Origin of the sequence: Streptomyces aureus, assembly GCF_001418135.1 — a bacterium.
GTDB classification, from domain to species: Bacteria; Actinomycetota; Actinomycetes; order Streptomycetales; family Streptomycetaceae; genus Streptomyces; species Streptomyces aureus_A.
In genome coordinates, this window is record NZ_LIPQ01000005.1 from 1 (window position 1) to 18,362 (window position 18,362).

18 protein-coding genes are annotated in these 18,362 nt (G+C 70.8%); 8 read left to right on the forward strand and 10 right to left on the reverse strand.

Going from position 1 to position 18,362, the window contains the following annotated elements; all coding sequences use genetic code 11:
- Positions 1–671: 671 nt before the first annotated feature.
- Positions 672–1,436, reverse strand: coding sequence for a GntR family transcriptional regulator (locus AOK00_RS00430; RefSeq protein WP_030320859.1), 765 nt, complete (start codon positions 1,434–1,436; stop codon positions 672–674).
- A gap of 285 nt (positions 1,437–1,721) precedes the next feature.
- Here AOK00_RS00430 and AOK00_RS00435 point away from each other — a divergent pair, with 285 nt between their 5' ends.
- The 4 genes from AOK00_RS00435 (at position 1,722) to AOK00_RS00450 (ending at position 6,586) form a co-directional block, all read left to right on the forward strand.
- Positions 1,722–3,017: an extracellular solute-binding protein gene (locus AOK00_RS00435; protein WP_055598329.1), complete on the forward strand. Its 1,296-nt coding sequence runs from the start codon at positions 1,722–1,724 to the stop codon at positions 3,015–3,017.
- Between the two features lie 149 nt (positions 3,018–3,166).
- Entirely contained in the window at positions 3,167–4,189 is a 1,023-nt protein-coding gene (locus AOK00_RS00440) for a carbohydrate ABC transporter permease (RefSeq protein WP_055598330.1), read from the forward strand.
- Positions 4,186–5,052 carry a carbohydrate ABC transporter permease gene (locus AOK00_RS00445; protein ID WP_079041763.1) on the forward strand — a complete coding sequence of 289 codons (867 nt, stop codon included), beginning with the start codon at positions 4,186–4,188 and terminating at the stop codon, positions 5,050–5,052. Before AOK00_RS00440 ends, AOK00_RS00445 begins: the two co-directional genes overlap by 4 nt.
- Positions 5,053–5,062: 10 nt before the next feature.
- Positions 5,063–6,586, forward strand: coding sequence for a glycoside hydrolase family 3 protein (locus AOK00_RS00450; protein ID WP_055598331.1), 1,524 nt, complete (start codon positions 5,063–5,065; stop codon positions 6,584–6,586).
- A gap of 75 nt (positions 6,587–6,661) precedes the next feature.
- Here AOK00_RS00450 and nagB read toward each other — a convergent pair whose 3' ends face one another.
- Both nagB and AOK00_RS00460 read right to left on the reverse strand, forming a co-directional pair.
- Complete coding sequence (nagB, locus tag AOK00_RS00455) at positions 6,662–7,447, reverse strand: glucosamine-6-phosphate deaminase (RefSeq protein WP_055598332.1); 786 nt, start codon at positions 7,445–7,447, stop codon at positions 6,662–6,664.
- A 230-nt stretch (positions 7,448–7,677) separates the two neighbouring features.
- Entirely contained in the window at positions 7,678–8,466 is a 789-nt protein-coding gene (locus tag AOK00_RS00460; protein WP_055598333.1) for an SDR family oxidoreductase, read from the reverse strand.
- Between the two features lie 83 nt (positions 8,467–8,549).
- Between AOK00_RS00460 and AOK00_RS00465 the strand changes: the two genes are divergently transcribed.
- Both AOK00_RS00465 and AOK00_RS00470 read left to right on the forward strand, forming a co-directional pair.
- Positions 8,550–9,167 (forward strand): TetR/AcrR family transcriptional regulator, encoded by a 618-nt coding sequence (locus AOK00_RS00465; RefSeq protein ID WP_055598334.1) that lies wholly within the window; start codon positions 8,550–8,552, stop codon positions 9,165–9,167.
- Positions 9,168–9,519: 352 nt separating this feature from the next.
- Positions 9,520–10,986: a sensor histidine kinase gene (locus AOK00_RS00470; protein ID WP_055598335.1), complete on the forward strand. Its 1,467-nt coding sequence runs from the start codon at positions 9,520–9,522 to the stop codon at positions 10,984–10,986.
- 189 nt (positions 10,987–11,175) lie between these two features.
- On the opposite strand, the gene AOK00_RS00475 is transcribed toward AOK00_RS00470, so the two are convergent.
- Together AOK00_RS00475 and AOK00_RS00480 are read right to left on the reverse strand one after the other, a co-directional pair.
- Positions 11,176–11,433: a WhiB family transcriptional regulator gene (locus tag AOK00_RS00475; protein ID WP_003953983.1), complete on the reverse strand. Its 258-nt coding sequence runs from the start codon at positions 11,431–11,433 to the stop codon at positions 11,176–11,178.
- A gap of 318 nt (positions 11,434–11,751) precedes the next feature.
- Positions 11,752–12,720, reverse strand: a complete 969-nt coding sequence (locus AOK00_RS00480) for a diacylglycerol/lipid kinase family protein (RefSeq protein ID WP_055598336.1) — start codon at positions 12,718–12,720, stop codon at positions 11,752–11,754.
- 155 nt (positions 12,721–12,875) lie between these two features.
- Here AOK00_RS00480 and AOK00_RS00485 point away from each other — a divergent pair, with 155 nt between their 5' ends.
- Entirely contained in the window at positions 12,876–13,307 is a 432-nt protein-coding gene (locus AOK00_RS00485) for a hypothetical protein (protein WP_055598337.1), read from the forward strand.
- Between the two features lie 6 nt (positions 13,308–13,313).
- Here the strand turns inward: AOK00_RS00485 and AOK00_RS00490 are convergent, their stop codons facing one another.
- The 3 genes from AOK00_RS00490 to AOK00_RS00500 form a co-directional block, all read right to left on the reverse strand.
- Positions 13,314–14,390: an RNA polymerase sigma factor SigF gene (locus AOK00_RS00490; protein ID WP_055598338.1), complete on the reverse strand. Its 1,077-nt coding sequence runs from the start codon at positions 14,388–14,390 to the stop codon at positions 13,314–13,316.
- Complete coding sequence (locus AOK00_RS00495) at positions 14,387–14,800, reverse strand: anti-sigma regulatory factor (protein WP_015036094.1); 414 nt, start codon at positions 14,798–14,800, stop codon at positions 14,387–14,389. Before AOK00_RS00495 ends, AOK00_RS00490 begins: the two co-directional genes overlap by 4 nt.
- A gap of 317 nt (positions 14,801–15,117) precedes the next feature.
- Complete coding sequence (locus tag AOK00_RS00500; protein ID WP_055598339.1) at positions 15,118–15,378, reverse strand: UBP-type zinc finger domain-containing protein; 261 nt, start codon at positions 15,376–15,378, stop codon at positions 15,118–15,120.
- A gap of 39 nt (positions 15,379–15,417) precedes the next feature.
- Between AOK00_RS00500 and AOK00_RS00505 the strand changes: the two genes are divergently transcribed.
- On the forward strand, positions 15,418–17,013 hold the full coding sequence (locus tag AOK00_RS00505) for a Na+/H+ antiporter (RefSeq protein ID WP_055598340.1): 1,596 nt from the start codon (positions 15,418–15,420) through the stop codon (positions 17,011–17,013).
- Here the strand turns inward: AOK00_RS00505 and AOK00_RS00510 are convergent.
- Positions 16,989–17,954 carry a 1-aminocyclopropane-1-carboxylate deaminase/D-cysteine desulfhydrase gene (locus AOK00_RS00510; protein WP_055598342.1) on the reverse strand — a complete coding sequence of 322 codons (966 nt, stop codon included), beginning with the start codon at positions 17,952–17,954 and terminating at the stop codon, positions 16,989–16,991. The genes AOK00_RS00505 and AOK00_RS00510 overlap by 25 nt on opposite strands.
- 47 nt (positions 17,955–18,001) lie before the next feature.
- On the reverse strand, positions 18,002–18,362 hold a 361-nt coding region (locus AOK00_RS00515), incomplete at its 5' end, for a peptidoglycan recognition protein family protein (protein ID WP_173861477.1).

Sequence of the window (18,362 nt, forward strand, 5' to 3'; positions counted from 1 at the left end):
CGTCGGGGCCGCGGCCGTGGCCGGTACGGCGCCGGCGGCGACCGCCGGGGCTCCCGCGGACGCCGGCTCCGCCGCCAGGACAAGGGTCAGCGCGGCCGCGGCGGGGACGAGCAGGGCGAGGACGGGGCGGACCTGAACGCGGGCGAAAGTGGCGAAACGGGCGCTGCTGGGCATGGCGGGACTGCCTTTCCGGCGATGTGGACGAGGAATGTCGGGGCGGGTCTCCCGGCGCCGCTCCCGGGTTCCTCCGGGCGGCTCCGACACGTCCAAGACTGGCCCGCCGGGGGTGCCCTGTCACCGGAGAACGGCTGGCGCCAAGTGCGTGGCCGTTAGGAGCCAGTCCGTACGTACGGCCGTCGCGCGCCGCTGATCTGGGCGTTTCCGGGAGGCGTCACGTTCCTGCCAGGCGGAAGGTGCCGGGCGGCCGTCATCTCCTCGCGCGGCCCCGGGATCCTTCGCGCGGCCCGGGAGCCTTCGCGCGGCCCGGGATCCTTCGTACGGCCCGGGAACCGTCGCGCGGGCCCGGGATCCGCTGGTGCGCCCCGGAATCGTTGGCGCGGCCCCGGGATCCTTCGTACGGCCCGGCGATCCCTTCGTACGGCCTCCGGAAACGCCGAACGGCCGCACCCGGTGGGTGCGGCCGTTCGTGTCGTGCCGAGGTGACTCGTCGCTCAGCCGTTGGGGCGCTTGAGGCGTGCCACGAACTTGTACCGGTCGCCGCGGTAGACCGACCGCACCCACTCGACCGGCTCGCCCTCGGCGTCCAGCGAGTGGCGGGAGAGCATCAGCATCGGCAGGCCCACGTCCGTGCCGAGCAGGCCGGCCTCGCGCGGGGTGGCGAGGGAGGTTTCGATGGTCTCCTCGGCCTCGGCGAGGTGCACGTCGTACACCTCGGCGAGCGCCGTGTACAACGAGGTGTACTTCACAAGCGAACGGCGCAGCGCGGGGAACCGTTTTGCGGAGAGATGGGTGGTTTCGATCGCCATCGGCTCGCCGCTCGCGAGGCGCAGGCGCTCGATGCGGAGCACCCGTCCGCCGGCCGAGATGTCGAGCAGCCCGGCGAGCGTGTCGTCGGCGGTGACATAGCCGATGTCGAGGAGCTGCGAGGTGGGCTCCAGGCCCTGGGCGCGCATGTCCTCGGTGTACGAGGTGAGTTGCAGCGCCTGGGAGACCTTGGGCTTGGCCACGAAGGTGCCCTTGCCCTGGATGCGCTCCAGGCGGCCCTCGACGACCAGCTCCTGCAGGGCCTGGCGCACGGTGGTGCGCGAGGTGTCGAACTCGGCGGCGAGTGTGCGCTCGGGGGGGACCGGTGTGCCGGGCGGCAGGGTCTCCGTCATGTCGAGCAAATGCCGCTTCAGTCGGTAGTACTTGGGCACGCGCGCGGTACGGGTGGGTGTCCCGCCCTCCGACTCCGTGCTGCCCGCGTCCGTGGCCATTGCCTGCCTTCCCGACTCCTGTGCTGCTGCCGTCACCGGCTCCTCCGTCTGTCGCGGCTCACATGGTGGCACGGACCGGTCACGGGTCGTCGCCCTCCCTCAGGTGTCGGTCCGATAACGGACGCGACTGCCCTTCTTATACACCCTTGACACCCCTAAAGGTCTAGGCCAAGCTCCGGGTACTGGTCTAAACCATTAAAGACCAGGTCCCAGCCCCACGAGCACTACCTGACGTATGTCTTCGCGCGGTGGGCAGGGGTTGCAGGCATCCCTGAGGAGGGTGGCGTGAAGCGCAAGCTCATCGCGGCGATCGGCGTCGCAGGCATGATGGTCTCTATCGCTGCGTGCGGTTCCGACAGTGACAAGGGTAAGGACGGCGCCAAGGCGTCGGCCGGGGGCGACAAGACTCTGACCGTCTGGGTCATGGACGGTTCCGCGCCGGACGCGTGGATGGCCGAGGTGAACAAGGCCTTCGAGGCCAAGCACCCGGGCGTCAAGGTCAAGGTCGAGAAGCAGATCTGGAACGGCATCCAGGAGAAGGTCACCACCGCGCTCTCCGAGGACACCCCGCCGGACGTTCTGGAGCTCGGCAACACGCAGACCGCGGGCTACGCCGTGACCGGCGGCCTCGCCGACCTGTCCGGCGACAAGGCCACGCTGGGCTACGACGCCTGGAACAAGGGCATGGTCGCCTCCAACGAGCTGGACGGCAAGCTCTACTCGGCCCCGTGGTACGCCGCCAACCGTGTCGTCGTCTACGACAAGGCCGCCTTCAAGAAGGCCGGCGTCACCCCGCCCAAGACCCGCGCCGAGTGGATCGAGGGTCTGAAGAAGCTCAAGGCGTCCGACCCGAAGTCGCAGGCGATCTACCTGCCGGGTCAGTCCTGGTACGTCCTCGCCGGCCTCATCTGGGACGAGGGCAGCGACCTGGCGGTCAAGGACGGCGACAAGTGGAAGGGCAACCTGTCCTCCCCCGAGGCCGCCAACGCCGTGAACTTCTACAAGGAGCTGGCGTCCTACTCCACCGCTCCGAAGGACAAGGACGAGGCGACCCCGCAGCAGTCCACCGACATCGTCCCCAAGGGCGGCGTGGCGTCCTGGATCGGTCTCGGCTGGGAGGCCGGCGGCGCGATCGACGCCATGAAGAAGGCCGGCAAGACCGCCGACTTCGGTTACTTCCCGATCCCGGGCAAGACGGCCGACAAGCCGGGCTCCGTCTTCCTCGGTGGCTCGAACCTCGCCATCGCCGAGCGCTCCCAGAACAAGGACCTCGCGAAGGAGTGGCTGGCGCTCGCCGCCGGTAAGGACTTCATGACGAAGTACGCCGCCGCCACCGAGGGCGCGCTGCTTCCGAACACCGACTCCGCGCAGTTCAAGCCGGCCGCCGGCTCCTTCGCCGAGGCCATGGCCGCTTCCTCCGCCTCCGGCAAGGTCACCCCGGTGACCCCGGGCTGGGCGAACGTCGAGACCGCCCCGAACCCGATCAAGGACTTCATGACCAAGGTCCTGAAGGGTGAGGACCCCAAGACCGCCGGTGAGGCGGCCGACAAGGTCATCAACGAGCGCATCAACCAGCAGTAATCAGCAGCACCAGCAGTAATCCGTAGCCCGGTGGTGCGGCCGGTCACGCACCGGCCGCACCATCGGCGCTTCACGAGTGATCAGCGGCCCGCTCCCCCGGGCCGCGCCCCGGTGGGCGCGGGAGCCCCAGAACCGCGAGGAATAAGACCATGACCGTGGACTCCCAGGGGACGGCGACCGCCGATCCTCAGGACGCGCCCGGGAGGGCGGCAGGGAAGTCTCAGACTCCGCCACCCCCTTCGGGCCCGAAGGAAGTCCTTAAGCCTTCGCGCGGCAGACGTTCCCTGCCCAGCGGGTGGCTGCCGTACCTGCTTGTCGCGCCGGCCCTGCTGTCCATGGCGGTGCTGCTGCTCTACCCGCTGATCCGCAATGTGATCCTCTCCTTCCAGGAGCTCAACCGGAAGGAGTTCATCACCCGCGAGACCGTCTGGACGGGCTTCGACAACTACACCGAGCTCCTCGGTGACCCGGACTTCTGGACCGTCGTCGTCCGAAGCGTCGTCTTCACGGCGGTCAACGTCGCCCTCATCATGGCGATCGGCACGGGCGTGGGCCTGCTGCTCAACCGCCTGGGCAAGAAGATGCGCCTGGTCCTCTCGCTGGCCCTGATGTTCGCCTGGGCCATGCCGATCGTCGCCTCCGTCACGGTCTTCCGCTGGCTCTTCGACGAGCAGTTCGGCGTCGTGAACTGGCTGATGCGGACCCTGGGCTTCGACGGCTACGACCAGCACAACTGGTTCGAGACCGGGTTCTCCACCCTCGTCATCATCATGATCCTGCTGGTCTGGGGATCGATCCCGTTCGTCGCCCTCAACATGTACGCCGCCCTGACCACCATCGGGTCCGAGCTGTACGAGGCCGCGAAGATGGACGGCGCCAGCGGCTGGCGCACCTTCTGGGCCGTGGTCTTCCCGAACCTGAAGTCCTTCTTCATGATCACGACGTTCCTGGAGATCATCTGGATCTTCAAGGCGTTCGCCCAGGTCTACGCCATGAACCAGGGCGGCCCCGACCGCGGCTCCGAGACGCTCCCCGTCTTCGCCTACATCGAGGGCGTCGGCCAGTTCCACTACGGTGTCGCCGCCGCCATCTCCATCCTGACGATCGTGATGCTCATCGCGGTCATGTCCTTCTACTTCCGCCTGATCCTGAAGCAGGAGGAGGAGCTGTGAGCGCCACCACCGAGACTCCGCAGAAGCTGCGCACCAGGAGGCCGCTCACGGTCGGAGCGGTCGCCAAGAACCTCACCGCCCTCGTCCTCGCGGTCGTGTTCGTCTTCCCCGTGTACTGGATGTTCTCGTCCTCGCTGAAGCCGCAGCACGAGATCATGACGAAGGACCCCGTCTTCGTCTTCACGCCGACGTTCGAGAACTACTCGACCGCCACCGGGGTCGACCTGTTCTGGACGTACGTCACGAACAGCCTCATGGTCACCATCGGTGCCGTGGTGCTCGCCCTTCTCGTCGCGCTGGCCGCGAGCTTCGCGATCGCCCGCATGAAGTTCAAGGGGCGCAAGGGGATCGTCCTCATCGTGATGATGGCGCAGATGGCCCCCTGGGAGGTCATGGTCATCGCCATGTACATGATCTCCCGTGAGAACGACCTGCTGAACAGCATTCCGATGCTCACGCTCATCTACTTCGTCATGGTCCTCCCCTTCACGATCTGGACCCTGCGCGGCTTCATCGCCGCCGTCCCGGTCGAGCTGGAGGAGGCCGCGCAGATCGACGGCTGCACCCGGGGCCAGGCGTTCCGCAAGGTGATCTTCCCGCTGCTCGCCCCCGGCCTGATGTCGACCTCGCTCTTCGGCTTCATCACCGCCTGGAACGAGTTCGCCATGATCCTCATGCTGAACAAGGACAAGGAGTCGCAGACGCTGACGCTCTGGCTGACCCAGTTCCAGACCGCGTTCGGCAGCGACTGGGGCGCCACCATGGCCGCCTCGACGCTCTTCGCACTTCCCGTGCTCGTCGTCTTCCTCTTCCTCCAGCGCAAGGCCGTCGGCGGCATGACCGCCGGCGCGGTGAAGGGATAAGGGCTCCCCCATGACCACACTCGTACACGGCACGGACACCCTGACCCGTGACGCGCTCACGGTGCTCCAGCCCGGGTTCGTCGGCACCACCGCGCCCGACTGGCTGCTCCGCCGCGTCGGCGAGGGCCTGTCGTCCGTCGGCCTGTTCGGCCGGAACATCGTCAGCCCCGAGCAGCTCACCGCGCTCACCGCGCAGCTGCGGGCCGAGCGGGACGACGTCCTCGTCGCCATCGACGAGGAGGGCGGCGACGTCACGCGCCTGGAGGTCAAGCAGGGCTCCTCGTTCCCCGGCAACTACGCCCTGGGCAGCGTCGACGACGTCGAGCTCACCCGGGCCGTGGCCCGTGAACTCGGCCGCCGGCTCGCGGCCTGCGGCGTCGACCTCAACTGGGCGCCGTCCGCCGACGTCAACTCCAACGCCGAGAACCCGGTCATCGGCGTCCGGTCCTTCGGGCCGGACCCGGATCTGGTCGCCCGGCACACCGTGGCGTACGTCGACGGCCTCCAGGGCGTCGGGGTCGCGGCCTGCACCAAGCACTTCCCCGGACACGGCGACACGAACGTGGACTCCCACGACGCGCTGCCCCGGATCGATGTGGACCTCGCCACACTGCACGCCCGTGAGCTGGTGCCTTTCCGAGCGGCCGTCGCCGCGGGTACCAAAGCGGTGATGAGCGCGCATATCCTGCTCTCCGCGCTCGACCCCCACCGTCCGGCCACCCTGAGCCCGCAGATCCTCACCGGTCTGCTGCGCCAGGAGCTGGGCTTCGAGGGGCTGATCGTCACCGACGGCATGGAGATGCAGGCCGTCGCGGCGACGTACGGCATCGAGCGTGGATCCGTCCTCGCCATCGCCGCGGGCGCCGACGCCATCTGCGTCGGCGGCGGGCTGTGCGACGAGGACACCGTGCTGCAGCTGCGCGACGCGCTCGTCACTGCGGTACGGACCGGTGAACTGCCCGAGGAGCGGCTGGCCGACGCCGCGGCGCGCGTGCGCGCCCTGGCGGCCTGGACCCAGGCGCACCGGGCCAGGGGGGCTGAATCGGTGTCGGGCGCGGCAGTGCAGGAGGGGACCGCGCCCGGCGCCGACATCGGACTCGTCGCTGCCCGCCGGGCCCTGAAGGTGACCCGGGGGGAGCGGCCGTACACCCCGATGACCAGCGCTCCCTACGTGGCCTCCTTCACCCCCGTCGCGAACTTCGCGGTCGGCGACGAGACCCCCTGGGGCATCGCCGCCGAGCTGGAGCGGCTGCTGCCCGGCACGGAGACCGGCTCCTACGCCGACTCCTCCGTGGACGCCCTCCTCGCCGCGGCGGGGGAGCGGAGGATCGTCGCGGTCGTACGCGACGTCCACCGGCACGCGTGGATGACCGAGGCCCTGGACGCCCTGGTCGCGGCCCGCCCGGACACCGTGGTGGTCGAGATGGGCCTCAACGAGGCGGAGCCCCGCGGGGCCCTGCACATCGCCACGCACGGCGCGGCCCGGGTCTGCGGCCGCGCGGCCGCCGAGGCCGTCGCCGGAACCGGCGCCTGACGGGATGTACGCGAAGGGGCCCGGCACCTGAACAGGTGCCGGGCCCCTTCGTCGTGCACGGGGGTTCCGGGCGGCTCAGATGCCCTGCCAGGCGGGCTTGCTCGCGAAGGTGTGACGGAAGTAGTCCGCGAGCTTCAGCTTGGAGGCGGCGGCCTCGTCCACCACGACCGTGGCGTGCGGGTGCAGCTGCAGGGCGGAGGCCGGCACGAGTGCCGCCACCGGCCCCTCGACGGTCTGCGCCACGGCCTCGGCCTTGCCCTCGCCGGTGGCGAGCAGCACCAGGTGACGGGCTTCCAGGATGGTGCCGATGCCCTGGGTGATGACGTGGTGCGGCACCTGCTCGATGTCGTTGTCGAAGAAGCGGGCGTTGTCCACGCGGGTCTGCTCGGTGAGCGTCTTGATCCGGGTGCGGGAGGCGAGCGAGGAGCACGGCTCGTTGAAGCCGATGTGCCCGTCGGTGCCGATGCCGAGGATCTGCAGGTCCACGCCACCGGCCGCGGAGAGCGCCGTGTCGTACGCCTCGCAGGCCGCCAGGACGTCCTCGGCGGAGCCGTCGGGGCCCATGAAGGCCTCCGGGGAGAGCCCGAGCGGCTCGACGACCTGGCGGAGCACGGTGGAGCGGTACGACTCGGGGTGGCCCGAGGGCAGCCCCACGTACTCGTCCAGCTGGGCGATTCGGGCCCGTGAGGCGTCCACGGAGCCGGCCTTGACCTGGGCGATCAGGGCGTCGTAGATGGGCAGTGGAGTCGAGCCGGTGGCCACGCCGAGCAGCGCGTCGGGCTTGCGGCGCAGGAGGTCGGCGATGCCGTCCGCGATGAGCTCGCCGCCCGCCTTGGCGTCCTTGACGATGACAACTTCCACGCTGTGCCTGCCGATCTGGTGAGGGGCTGGTGAGGAGCCATGTGGTATAGACCAATCAAAGCCAAATCTAGCAGAGGAGGGGCCTTCCCCTCATGCCGTTCCGACCCCCGGACGGCCCCGTCGCCTCCATCGTCGGCCGCCTCTGTCCCACCAGCCACTTGAGCCCCTGGGTCCTGTCGTCGAACTCCCGTCTGTCCCGCGACGACAGGGCCCAGGCCTCCGCGCGCGGATCAGGCGAGAGAACCTCCCGTCGCGTCGATCCACTGCCCGGTCACCCAGCGCCCGTCGTGCGAGGCCAGGAAGGCCACCACGTCGGCTATGTCCTCCGGGGTGCCGACCTTGCCCAGCGCCGACATCGCCGCCGCGCCGGCCCAGGCCTCGTCGTTCCCCCGCAGCCAGCCCGCGTTGATGTCGGTGTCCACGATGCCCGGCGCCACCGCGTTGACCGTGATCCCGCGCGAGCCCAGCACCTTCGACAGATAGCGGGTGAACACGTCGAGCGCGCCCTTCGACATCGCGTACGCCATCAGGTCCGGCATCGCCGCCGCGTGTGAGAGGCCCGTCGAGACGTTCACGATCCGGCCCCCGTCGCGCAGCCGCTCCACGCCGAGCTGCGCGAGGAAGAACGGCGCCCTGGTGTTGACGGCGAAGATCCGCTCGTACTCCTCCGCGGCGATCGTCGCGAACGGCGCGGAGGCGCCGATCCCCGCGTTGTTCACCAGGATGTCCAGGCCGTCGGCGTGGGCGTCGAACGCCGCCCACAGCGCCTCCGCGTCCCCCGGGACCCCCAGCTCCTGCCCGATCGCGAAGGCCTCGCCGCCGGCGGCCTCGATCGCCGCGACCGTCTCCTTCGCCGCCGCCTCGTTGCTCCCGTAGTGCACCGCGACACGCGCCCCGTCCCGGCCGAGCCGCTCGGCGATCCCCCTCCCGATGCCCCGGCTGCCACCCGTCACCAGAGCGGTCCTCCCGGCCAGCCTTCCGGCTCGCCGCTCCGTGGTCCTGTTGTCGAGCACGCCCATGACGACGCCCCCCTCATTTCTGTAGCGGTCGTTATGGAAAGACCGTACCCCACTTCCGTAGTACCCGCTATAGAATTCACTCCATGGTGACGACACAGCGCGGCCGCCCGCGCTCCTTCGACCGGCTCACGGCCCTGGAGAAGGCCACGATGGCCTTCTGGGAACACGGCTACGAGACCACCTCCGTCGCCGACCTCACCCGCGCCATGGGCATCAGCGCCCCCAGCCTCTACGCGGCCTTCGGCGACAAGAAGACGCTGTTCGAGGAGGTCGTCGAGGCGTACGCCGGCTCGTACGGCGCGTACGGCGGCCGGGCCTTCGCGGAGGAGGCGACCGCCCGCGGCGCCATCGGCCGGCTCCTGGGCGAGGCCGCCGAGCTCTTCACGGAGCCCGGCCACCCCCGCGGCTGCCTGATGATCTCCGCCGCGGTCAACTGCTCGACCCCCGAGGTCGAGGAGGCCCTGCGCGAGCGCAGGAACCGCAACCTGGAGTTCTTCGAGACCCGGATACGCGAGGACGTCGCCTCGGGGGAGCTGCCGGCCGGCACCGACGCCCGGGCCCTCGCCCGCTTCAGCGGCGCGGTCCTCCAGGGTCTGTCCCAGCAGGCCCGCGACGGGGCGACGAAGGAGGAGCTGGCGGCCGTCGCGGCGACGGCGATGCTGGCCTGGCCGCCGCGCAGCACGGAACGGGAGCAGGGCTGAGAGGCCGGGTTCCGCGGCCGACCGGCCCCGGAGACACCCGCGGGCCGCGGCGCCCGGCGGGACCCTCAGCCCGCCCGGCACCGCAGCCCGGAGTTTTGCTCCGGCCGGGGGTGTGCGGTCCCTCGGCCGTGTGGGAGGTCTCGACGCAGTCAGGGCAGAGAGCGTCGGGTACCTCGTTCCATCCTCCTGTGCGGGGAGGATGGAGGTCTATCGCATTCATTGTGGACTAGACCATTCTTGTCTGTCCATCCACAGGAACACGGTCCTTCCTGGCCCATCCTCCAGCACGGAGCCCCGGAGATCCAGGTTCACCGCCCCTTTATTCCGCGGGTACGCTCGCACCGTGCCCTCCATGAACGACCTCGTGCGCCAGCACACCGCCCTGAGCGACTCGGACCTCGAGTGGCTCCACCTGCTGGTGTCGGAGTGGCAGCTGCTCTCCGACCTCTCCTTCGCCGACCTCGTCCTCTGGGTCCCGACCCTCGACGGGACGCGGTACGTCTCCGTCGCCCAGATGCGGCCGAACACCGGCCCCACCTCCTACCAGGACGACATGGTGGGCCATCTCGTGCCGCGCGGCCGCCGCCCGCTGCTGGACGCCGCGCTCGACGAGGGCAGGATCGTCCGCGAGGGCGACCCCGAGTGGCGCGAGGAGGTCCCGGTACGGGTCGAGTCCATCCCCGTCCGCCGCGAGGGCCGCGTCCTCGGTGTCATCGCCCGCAACACCAACCTGCTGACCGTCCGCACCCCCTCCCGCCTGGAGCTCACGTACCTCCAGTCGGCCTCCGACCTCGCGCAGATGATCGCGGCCGGGACCTTCCCCTTCCCCGGCGAGCAGGTCGACATGGACTCCTCGCCCCGCGCCGGCGACGGACTCGTCCGCCTCGACGCCGAGGGCATCGTCCAGTACGCCTCGCCCAACGCCCTCTCCGCGTACCACCGGCTCGGCCTCGCCGCCGACCTCGTCGGCCAGCACCTCGGCCAGATCACCGCCGAACTCGCCCCCTCCCGCGGACCGGTGGACGAAGCCCTGGTCACGCTGGCGTCCGGCTACGCGCCGCGCGAGTTCGAGGTCGAGGGGAACGGCGGTGTGATCCAGCTCCGGGCCATCCCGCTCAAGCCGAAGGGCACCCGCATCGGCTCGCTCGTCCTGCTCCGGGACGTCACCGAACTGCGCCGCCGCGAGCGCGAGTTGATCACCAAGGACGCCACCATCCGGGAGATCCACCACCGGGTGAAGAACAACCTCCAGACGGTGGCCGCCCTGTTGCGCCTCCAGGCCCGCCGGATGGACTCCGAGGGCGGCCGCGAGGCCCTCAACGAGGCCGTTCGGCGCGTCGGTTCGATCGCGATCGTCCACGAGACGCTGTCCCAGAACCTGGACGAGCGGGTGGAGTTCGACGAGATCGCCGACCGCGTGATCGCGATGGTCGCCGAGATCTCCCCGGGCCGGGTGACCTGCCGGCGCAACGGCCGCTTCGGGATTCTCGACGCCGAGGTCGCGACCCCGCTCTCGATGGTCCTCACCGAAATCCTCCAGAACGCCCTGGAGCACGCGTTCGCCCCGGGCGACGAGGGCGCCGTCGAGGTCACCGCCGTACGGGGCGAGCCCAGGCCCGACGCCCGGCTCCTGATCACGGTCCAGGACGACGGCCGCGGTCTGCCCGAGGGATTCGACCCGCAGCGGGCCGGCAACCTCGGTCTGCAGATCGTACGGACCCTGGTGGAAGGGGAGTTGGGCGGATCCTTCGACATGCTGCCGGGCGCCGAGCGCGGTACGAAGGTGGTTCTCGACATCCCCGTACAGCCGCAGAAGTAGCAGCCGCGAAGGAAACAGCCGCAGGAGTAACAGCCGCGGAAGCGATCGGCGCGGACACAGCAGCGAGCCCCGGACCGAAGAAGTCGGTCCGGGGCTCGAATGCTGTGGGTTACTGCTGCGCGCTGCGGCTCAAGGGCGGTGATTGCATACGCGATGTATGCGCCGCTCGCCTCAGGCTGTCGGTGGGCGTCAGGCGCTGGCGTTACGCGCCCGGTTGCGAGCGGCACGGCGCTTCATCGCGCGGCGCTCGTCCTCGCTGAGGCCACCCCAGACGCCGGAGTCCTGGCCGGACTCGAGCGCCCACTGCAGGCACTGCTCCATGACGGGGCAGCGGCGGCAGACGGCCTTGGCTTCCTCGATCTGCAGCAGCGCAGGACCGGTGTTGCCGATGGGGAAGAACAGCTCGGGGTCTTCCTCACGACAAACGGCGTTGTGACGCCAGTCCATGGCTGCTACCTCTCTAGGGTGTTACAAGCTGGTTGCTTGTGAATGTGAACGCTTTCACGAATCCCCCCGCAAGGGAAGGGCCGACTGCCAGATGAACTGGTGTGGTCCTAAGACTGAGGAGGGGTTCTGGCTCTCAGTGGAGGCCGGTGTTGCGGGCCGTCCCGATCGCCAAGAAGAGACTCCCAAACCCCAGCAACGGATACAACCCCTTCCGGAAAGTTTTTTTTGATTCCTCGGTGTCGGCTAGGTCACAGCCGTACTTCTAAGGGGTGGATGCGCGCCTAAACGTTCGAGTGAAAGGACTTTGGGCCCTTCCACTCACACAATCACACGCAGTGCACGGCGTACGCCTGTGAACGTCACGCTCGTACGCAGTCCCAGGTGGTCTCCGTCCATCTGAAGAGGGAGGGGAACCTTGGAATGCAAGGTGAAGTCGGTCAGGTCGTGCAGAGTTGCCGCATGCTTGCCGCGCGGCCCGCGTTCCGGGGTCGAGGTGAGCAGCTGGGTGGCGTACCGGGCCACCGCCGGGGTGGAGAGACGGCGCAGTCCGAGCACGTCCAGCGCGGTTTCGAAGGAGGCCTCCGGGGACGCGTACACCGGACGATTGCCCAGGTAGGTCCAGGGGGAGGTGTTGCAGATTATGGAGAGGACCAGGTCCTCGACCGGCTCGGCGCCGGGCCGTTCCAGGGTGATCGTGCCGTGCCGGCGGTTCGGTTCCTCCAGGAACTGGCGCACCACCTGGCGCAGATAAAGGGCGTGGGTGGATCTCTTCCCGCGTTCCCGCTGCTGTTCGACCCGGCCGATGACGCTCGCGTCGAAACCGAGACCGGCGCAGAAGGTGAACCAGCGGGACGGGACGGATTCGTCCTCCGTGCCCGGCGTTCCCGAGGCGAGACCGAGGCTCACCGTGCGTGCCCGCCGCTCACGCAACGCGTCGAGCAGGGCGCCGGTCGCCTCCACGGCGTCGTTCGGCAGGCCGAGGGCCCGGGCGAAGACATTCGTCGAGCCGCCGGGGACGACCGCGAGGCCCGGGAGCCCGTCGAGGTCGGGCCCGCCGTGCAGCAGTCCGTTGACGACCTCGTTCACCGTGCCGTCGCCGCCGAGGGCCACGACCAGGTCGATGGCGCCGGAGTCCGCGGCCCGTCGGGCGAGGTCCCGCGCGTGCCCGCGGTACTCGGTGGTGACCGCCTCCAGCTTCATCTCGCTCGCGAGCGCGTGGATGAGCACGTCACGGGTGCGGGCACTGGTGGTGGTGGCTGCCGGGTTGACCACGAGAAGTGCGCGCATGAGCGCCAGGGTACCTACCCGGCGGTACCGGGCCCAGTCCAGCCCGATCCCTGGACATGTCCGCCCGTCCTCGGCGCCGTGCTCCGGGCCGGCCCGGGCGCCGTGCCCTCGCCCGGCTTCCGGCGGGCCGGGCGGCCCCCGCTACCCTGCCCTGTATGAGCAGTCCCGCTGAGAGCAGCACGGAGCAGACCCCCCGCCCCGCCCGACTCGCCGCCGCGGCGGCCGTGGCCGGTGTCGAGGCCCTCGGCCTCTTCGTCGGGGGTGTCTACATGCTGGTGAACGCGCTGACCGGGACGTCCGAGGACCTCACCGGCGCCGCGACGGGCGCCGTGACGCTCGTCGCACTCGGACTCATCCCGCTCGCCGCCGCCCGTGGCCTGTGGACGCGCCGTTCCTGGAGCCGCGGTCCGGCCGTGATCACGCAGATCCTTGCCCTGCCGGTCGCCTGGCAGCTGCTTCAGGCGAACAGCGTGATGATCCCGGCCGGCGTCGTCCTCGGCGTCCTGGCCGTCACCGGGCTGGTCCTCCTGGTGAACCCGGCCACGACCGAGGCGCTCGGCATCCGGCGCCCCGGTCAGGAGAGCTGACGAGGGTCACTCCTCCACCAGGAGCTTCTCCCGCAGCTGCGCCAGGGTCCGAGCCAGCAGCCGGGACACGTGCATCTGCGAGATGCCGACCTCCTGCGCGATCTGCGACTGGGTCATGTTCCCGAAGAAGCGAAGCAGCAGGATCCGCTTCTCCCGGGGCGGCAGGTCCTCCAGCAGCGGCTTGAGCGACTCGCGGTACTCGACGCCCTCCAGGGCCTCGTCCTCCGCGCCGAGCGTGTCCGCCACCGCGGGCGACTCGTCGTCCGTGTCGGGGACGTCCAGGGAGAGCGTCGAGTAGGCGTTCGCCGACTCCAGACCCTCCAGGACCTCCTCCTCCGAGATCCCGAGCCGCTCGGCCAGCTCGTGCACGGTCGGCGAGCGGCCGTGCTGCTGGGAGAGCTCCGCCGTCGCCGTGGTCAGCGAGAGCCGCAGCTCCTGGAGCCGGCGCGGCACCCGGACCGCCCAGCCCTTGTCACGGAAGTGGCGCTTGATCTCGCCGACGACCGTCGGGGTCGCGTACGTCGAGAACTCGACGCCGCGCTCCGGGTCGAACCGGTCCACCGACTTGATCAGACCGATGGTCGCGACCTGCGTCAGGTCGTCCAGCGGCTCGCCGCGGTTGCGGAAGCGCCGGGCCAGGTGCTCGACGAGCGGCAGGTGCATCCGCACCAGCTGGTTGCGCAGCTCGGCCTTCTCCGGGGAACCCTCCGGCAGTTCACGCAGCGTGACGAAGAGCGCGCGGGCGCCGGTCCGGTCGTGCGGGTCCGGGGTGACGGGGACGTCGGGAACGTCGTCGGACTCGTCCCCGTCCTCCGCCTTCTCCACGGCCGATTCCGCGACCGGCTCCGCGGCCGTCCCGGCGACGGCCTCGGTGGCCGGCTCCGCGGTCGCCGCCGCGGTCCCGCCCGCCTCGGAGGAGCCCTCCGCACGCGCGGGGCCCCGGGGGGCCTCGGAGACGCCTGGTGTCTCGGGAACCTCGTGGTGCTGCTCGTGCTCGCTCATCTGGTCCGCCTGCTCCGTAGCGACCTCATACGGCCGTGCCTGCTGCTCAGGGATGCCGGCCGTCGCGTCCCCGCGCCTCACGCCGGGCCTGGCCCCGCGCCGCGCTGTTTGTACAGGCTGATCGAGACCGTACGGTCCTCGGCCACCGACGATTCCACCTTCCCGGCCAGTGCCGACAGCACCGTCCAGGCGAACGTGTCGCGCTCGGGCGCCCGGCCGTCCGTGGTCGGGGCGGAGACGGTCACGTCGAGGGAGTCGTCGACCAGTCGGAAGACACAGCTGAGGACGGATCCCGGCACGGCCTGCTGGAGCAGGATGGCGCAGGCCTCGTCGACCGCGATCCGCAAGTCCTCGATCTCGTCGAGGGTGAAGTCCAAGCGCGCCGCGAGGCCGGCCGTGGCCGTACGCAGCACGGACAGATAGGCACCCGCAGCGGGCAGCCGGACTTCCACGAAGTCCTGGGTCCCGGGCTCGCCTGCGATCTGGGACACCCTCACCTCCAAGGTGGCACAAGCTCATTAGGGGCTCGGGGGGAGAGGCCCCCGAACCGGGCGGTACGCAGGGGGCTGCGCAGTCCGCCGTGACGCTATCGCGATCCGTCCCGCCGTGTCGCCGTGCACCCCGCCCCCACCGGCCCCTCGTCGCCGGTCGTCACCCATGGTAGGCCCATGGGTGCGGACGGTGGGTAGGGGTCTGCGGGGGCCGAAAGCGAGCGACCGGCGGAGGGGTGACGTACCCAACCGTGGCCCGGGCGAATCGTCGAACGTCCGAATCTCCGGACGGTCGGACCACCGGACCGGCCGTGGACTCAGACGATCGACCCGTCCACGAAGCACCAGCGCCAGGCCTCGCCCGGCTCGAAGGTCCGCATCACCGGGTGCCCCGTGGTGGAGAAGTGCCCCGTCGCGTGCCGCCCCGCCGAGGAGTCGCAGCAGCCCACGTGCCCGCAGGTCAGACAGAGCCGCAGCTGGACCGGATGCGTACCGTCCGCCAGGCACTCCGGGCAGGTGTCGGCCAGCGGCGCCGGTTCGGGGCGCGGCATTTCGGCAACGTGCGGGCACTCGCTCATGATGGCCAGGTTACGTTGCGGGACGAGACGGGGACGGGCATGGACGCTCTACAGCTGGTGGCACTCGTGGCGGCGAGCGCGGCGATCGCGGGCCTCGCCCGCAGGACCCCGGTGCCCGCACCGCTCCTCCTGGTCGCCGCAGGTCTGGCCGCCGCCTACGTCCCCGGAGTGCCGGACTACACCCTCGACCCGCACATCGTGCTGCCGCTGATCCTGCCCCCGCTCCTCTACACGGCGGCCGTCGACTCCTCGTACCTCGACCTGCGGGCCAACATCCGGCCCGTCGCGCTGCTCTCCGTCGGGTACGTCCTCTTCGCCACCGTGGCCGTGGGCTGGCTCGCGTACGTCCTCGTGCCCGATCTGCCGCTCACCGCCGCCCTGGTGCTCGGCGCGGTCGTCGCCCCGCCGGACGCGGTCGCCGCCACCGCCATCGCCCGGAAGCTCGGCCTGCCGAACCGGATCACCACGATCCTCCAGGGCGAGTCCCTGGTGAACGACGCCACCGCCATCACCGCGTACAAGGTCGCCCTCGCGGCGGCCGTCGGCGAGGGCCTGAGCTGGGCCGGCGGCCTCGGGGAGTTCGCGCTGGCGGCCCTCGGCGGCATCGGCGTCGGTCTGGTCCTCATGGTCCCCATCCACTGGCTGCGCCGGGGCCTCGGCGACTCCCTCCTGCAGAACACCCTCTCCCTCCTCATCCCCTTCGTCGCCTACGCGGCGGCCGAGGAGGTCCACGCCTCCGGCGTCCTCGCCGTCGTCGTGGTCGGCCTCTTCCTCGGCCACCGCGCCTGGCAGGTCGACTTCGCGACCCGCCTCCAGGAGGAGGCCGTCTGGAAGATGGTCGCCTTCGTCCTGGAATCAGCCGTCTTCGCACTGATCGGCCTTCAGCTGCCGTACGTCGTCCGGGAACTCGGGCCGTACGGGATCGGCGAGGCGGCCTGGTACGCGGTCGGGGTCTTCGTCGCGGTGGTCGTGGTCCGGTTCGTCTGGGTCTATCCCGCGACCTTCCTGCCCCGGCTCTCCGCCCGGATCCGGGAACGGGAGCCGGAGGTGGACTGGAGGGCCCCGCTCGTCGTCGGGTGGGCCGGCATGCGCGGGGTGGTCTCGCTCGCCATCGCCTTCTCCATCCCCGTGGTCACCGACGGCGTGGAGTTCCCGGCCCGCAACCTCGTCCTCTTCCTCACCTTCACCACCGTCATCGGCACCCTGGTCGTGCAGGGCCTCACCCTGCCGCCCCTCATCCGCTTCCTGAAGCTCCCGGGGAAGGACCGGTACGCCGAGACCCTGGCCGAGGCGCAGGCCCAGAGCGAGGCCTCGCAGGCCGCCGAGGAGCGCCTCGACGCGCTGCTCGCCGACGAGCGCAACACCCTGCCGAAGCCCCTCGCCGACCGGCTCCGCACGGTCCTCGAACGGCGCCGCAACGCGGTCTGGGAGCGGCTCGGTGCCGTCAACGCGGTCACCGGGGAGACCGCGGACGACACCTACCGGCGCCTGTCGCGAGAGATGATCGAGGCCGAGCGCGAGGTCTTCGTGCGGCTGCGTGACGCCCGGCGGATCGACGACGAGATGATGCGGACGCTGCTCCGCCGGCTCGACCTGGAGGAGGCCGCCGCCTACCGCGAGGAGGCCGCGGGCTGAGCCCCGCCGTCCTGCCGAGACGTGTCCGGGGCGCCCGTGACGACCGCCACGAGCCGGGTGCCCGCGGGGAACGCGCCCTCCTCCGCCAGGGTCGTGAGGCCGAGCAGCATTTTGGCCACATACAGCCGCTCGATGGCGAGTCCGTGCCGCGCCTCGAAGTCGCGTGCGAACGCGTCGAGGGCCGGGGGCACGCGCGCGTAGCCCCCGCAGTGGAATCGCTCGTCGAGGGACCAGTCGCCGCGCGGCCCGCCGAACGCCGCGTCCTGGAGGGCGCGTACCTCCCCGCCCAGGAAACCGCCCTTGAGGACCGGGACGCCCAGTGCCCTCCCCCCGCCCTCGGCGGGAGGCGCCCCCGGCCCCGGGGACAGGCCGGCCGCGAGACCCGCGAGGGTGCCGCCCGTGCCGCAGGCCACGGCGACGGTGTCCGCCTGCCCGGCGAGCTCCCGGCCCAGCTCCACGCAGCCCTGGACGGCGAGCGCGTTGCTGCCGCCCTCGGGGACCACGTACGCGCCCGCGGGGGCCTGTTCCAGGAGCGTCGCGCGGGTGGCCGGGTCGTTCTTCGCGCGGTACGTGGCCCGGTCCACGAACACGAGCCGCATCCCGTCCGCCGCGCACCGCGCGAGCGAGGGGTTGAGCGGCCGCCCGGCCAGCTCGTCGCCGCGCACGATCCCGACGGTGGGAAAGCCGAGCAGCCGTCCGGCGGCCGCCACCGCGCGCAGGTGGTTGGAGTACGCGCCGCCGAAGGTCAGCACGGGACGGCCGTCCGCCGCCTCGAGGTTGAGCGCGAGCTTGCGCCACTTGTTGCCCGGCAGATCGGGATGGATGAGGTCCTCGCGCTTGAGCGACAGCGTGAGCCCGCGCCGGGCGAAGCGCTCGTCCTCCACCGGCTCCAGGGGCGAGGGGAGCCGGGGCCGCAGGCGGGAGAGGTCGAACGCGTTCACCCGGCCATTGTCCGTGTGCCGGGCCGTGGTCCGCACGCTCCGTACGGTCAGCGCAGGAGGTCGGCCACCCGCTCGCGCATCGAGGCCATCGTGAAGCCGCGCGGGTCCGACTTCCCCGGCTGCCACTCCAGGTGCCCGATGACCGAGCGCTGCGTCCAGCCGTGCACCCGGCACAGCGCGGCCGCCGCCTTCGCGATGGCCTCCAGCTGGACCTTCGGCCACGGATCCACGCCGTCGCCGAGGTTCTCGCACTCGAAGCCGTAGAAGTACCGGTTGCCGTCCGTGGTGGCCTCGTCGTCCCGGGGCAGGCGCTGTTCGGCGATGACCGCCCTGAGGACCTCGTCGTCGCCGAGGCCCGCGTGGTTCGCGCGGCCGTAGCCGACGAGATGGACGGTGCCGTCCTTGGCG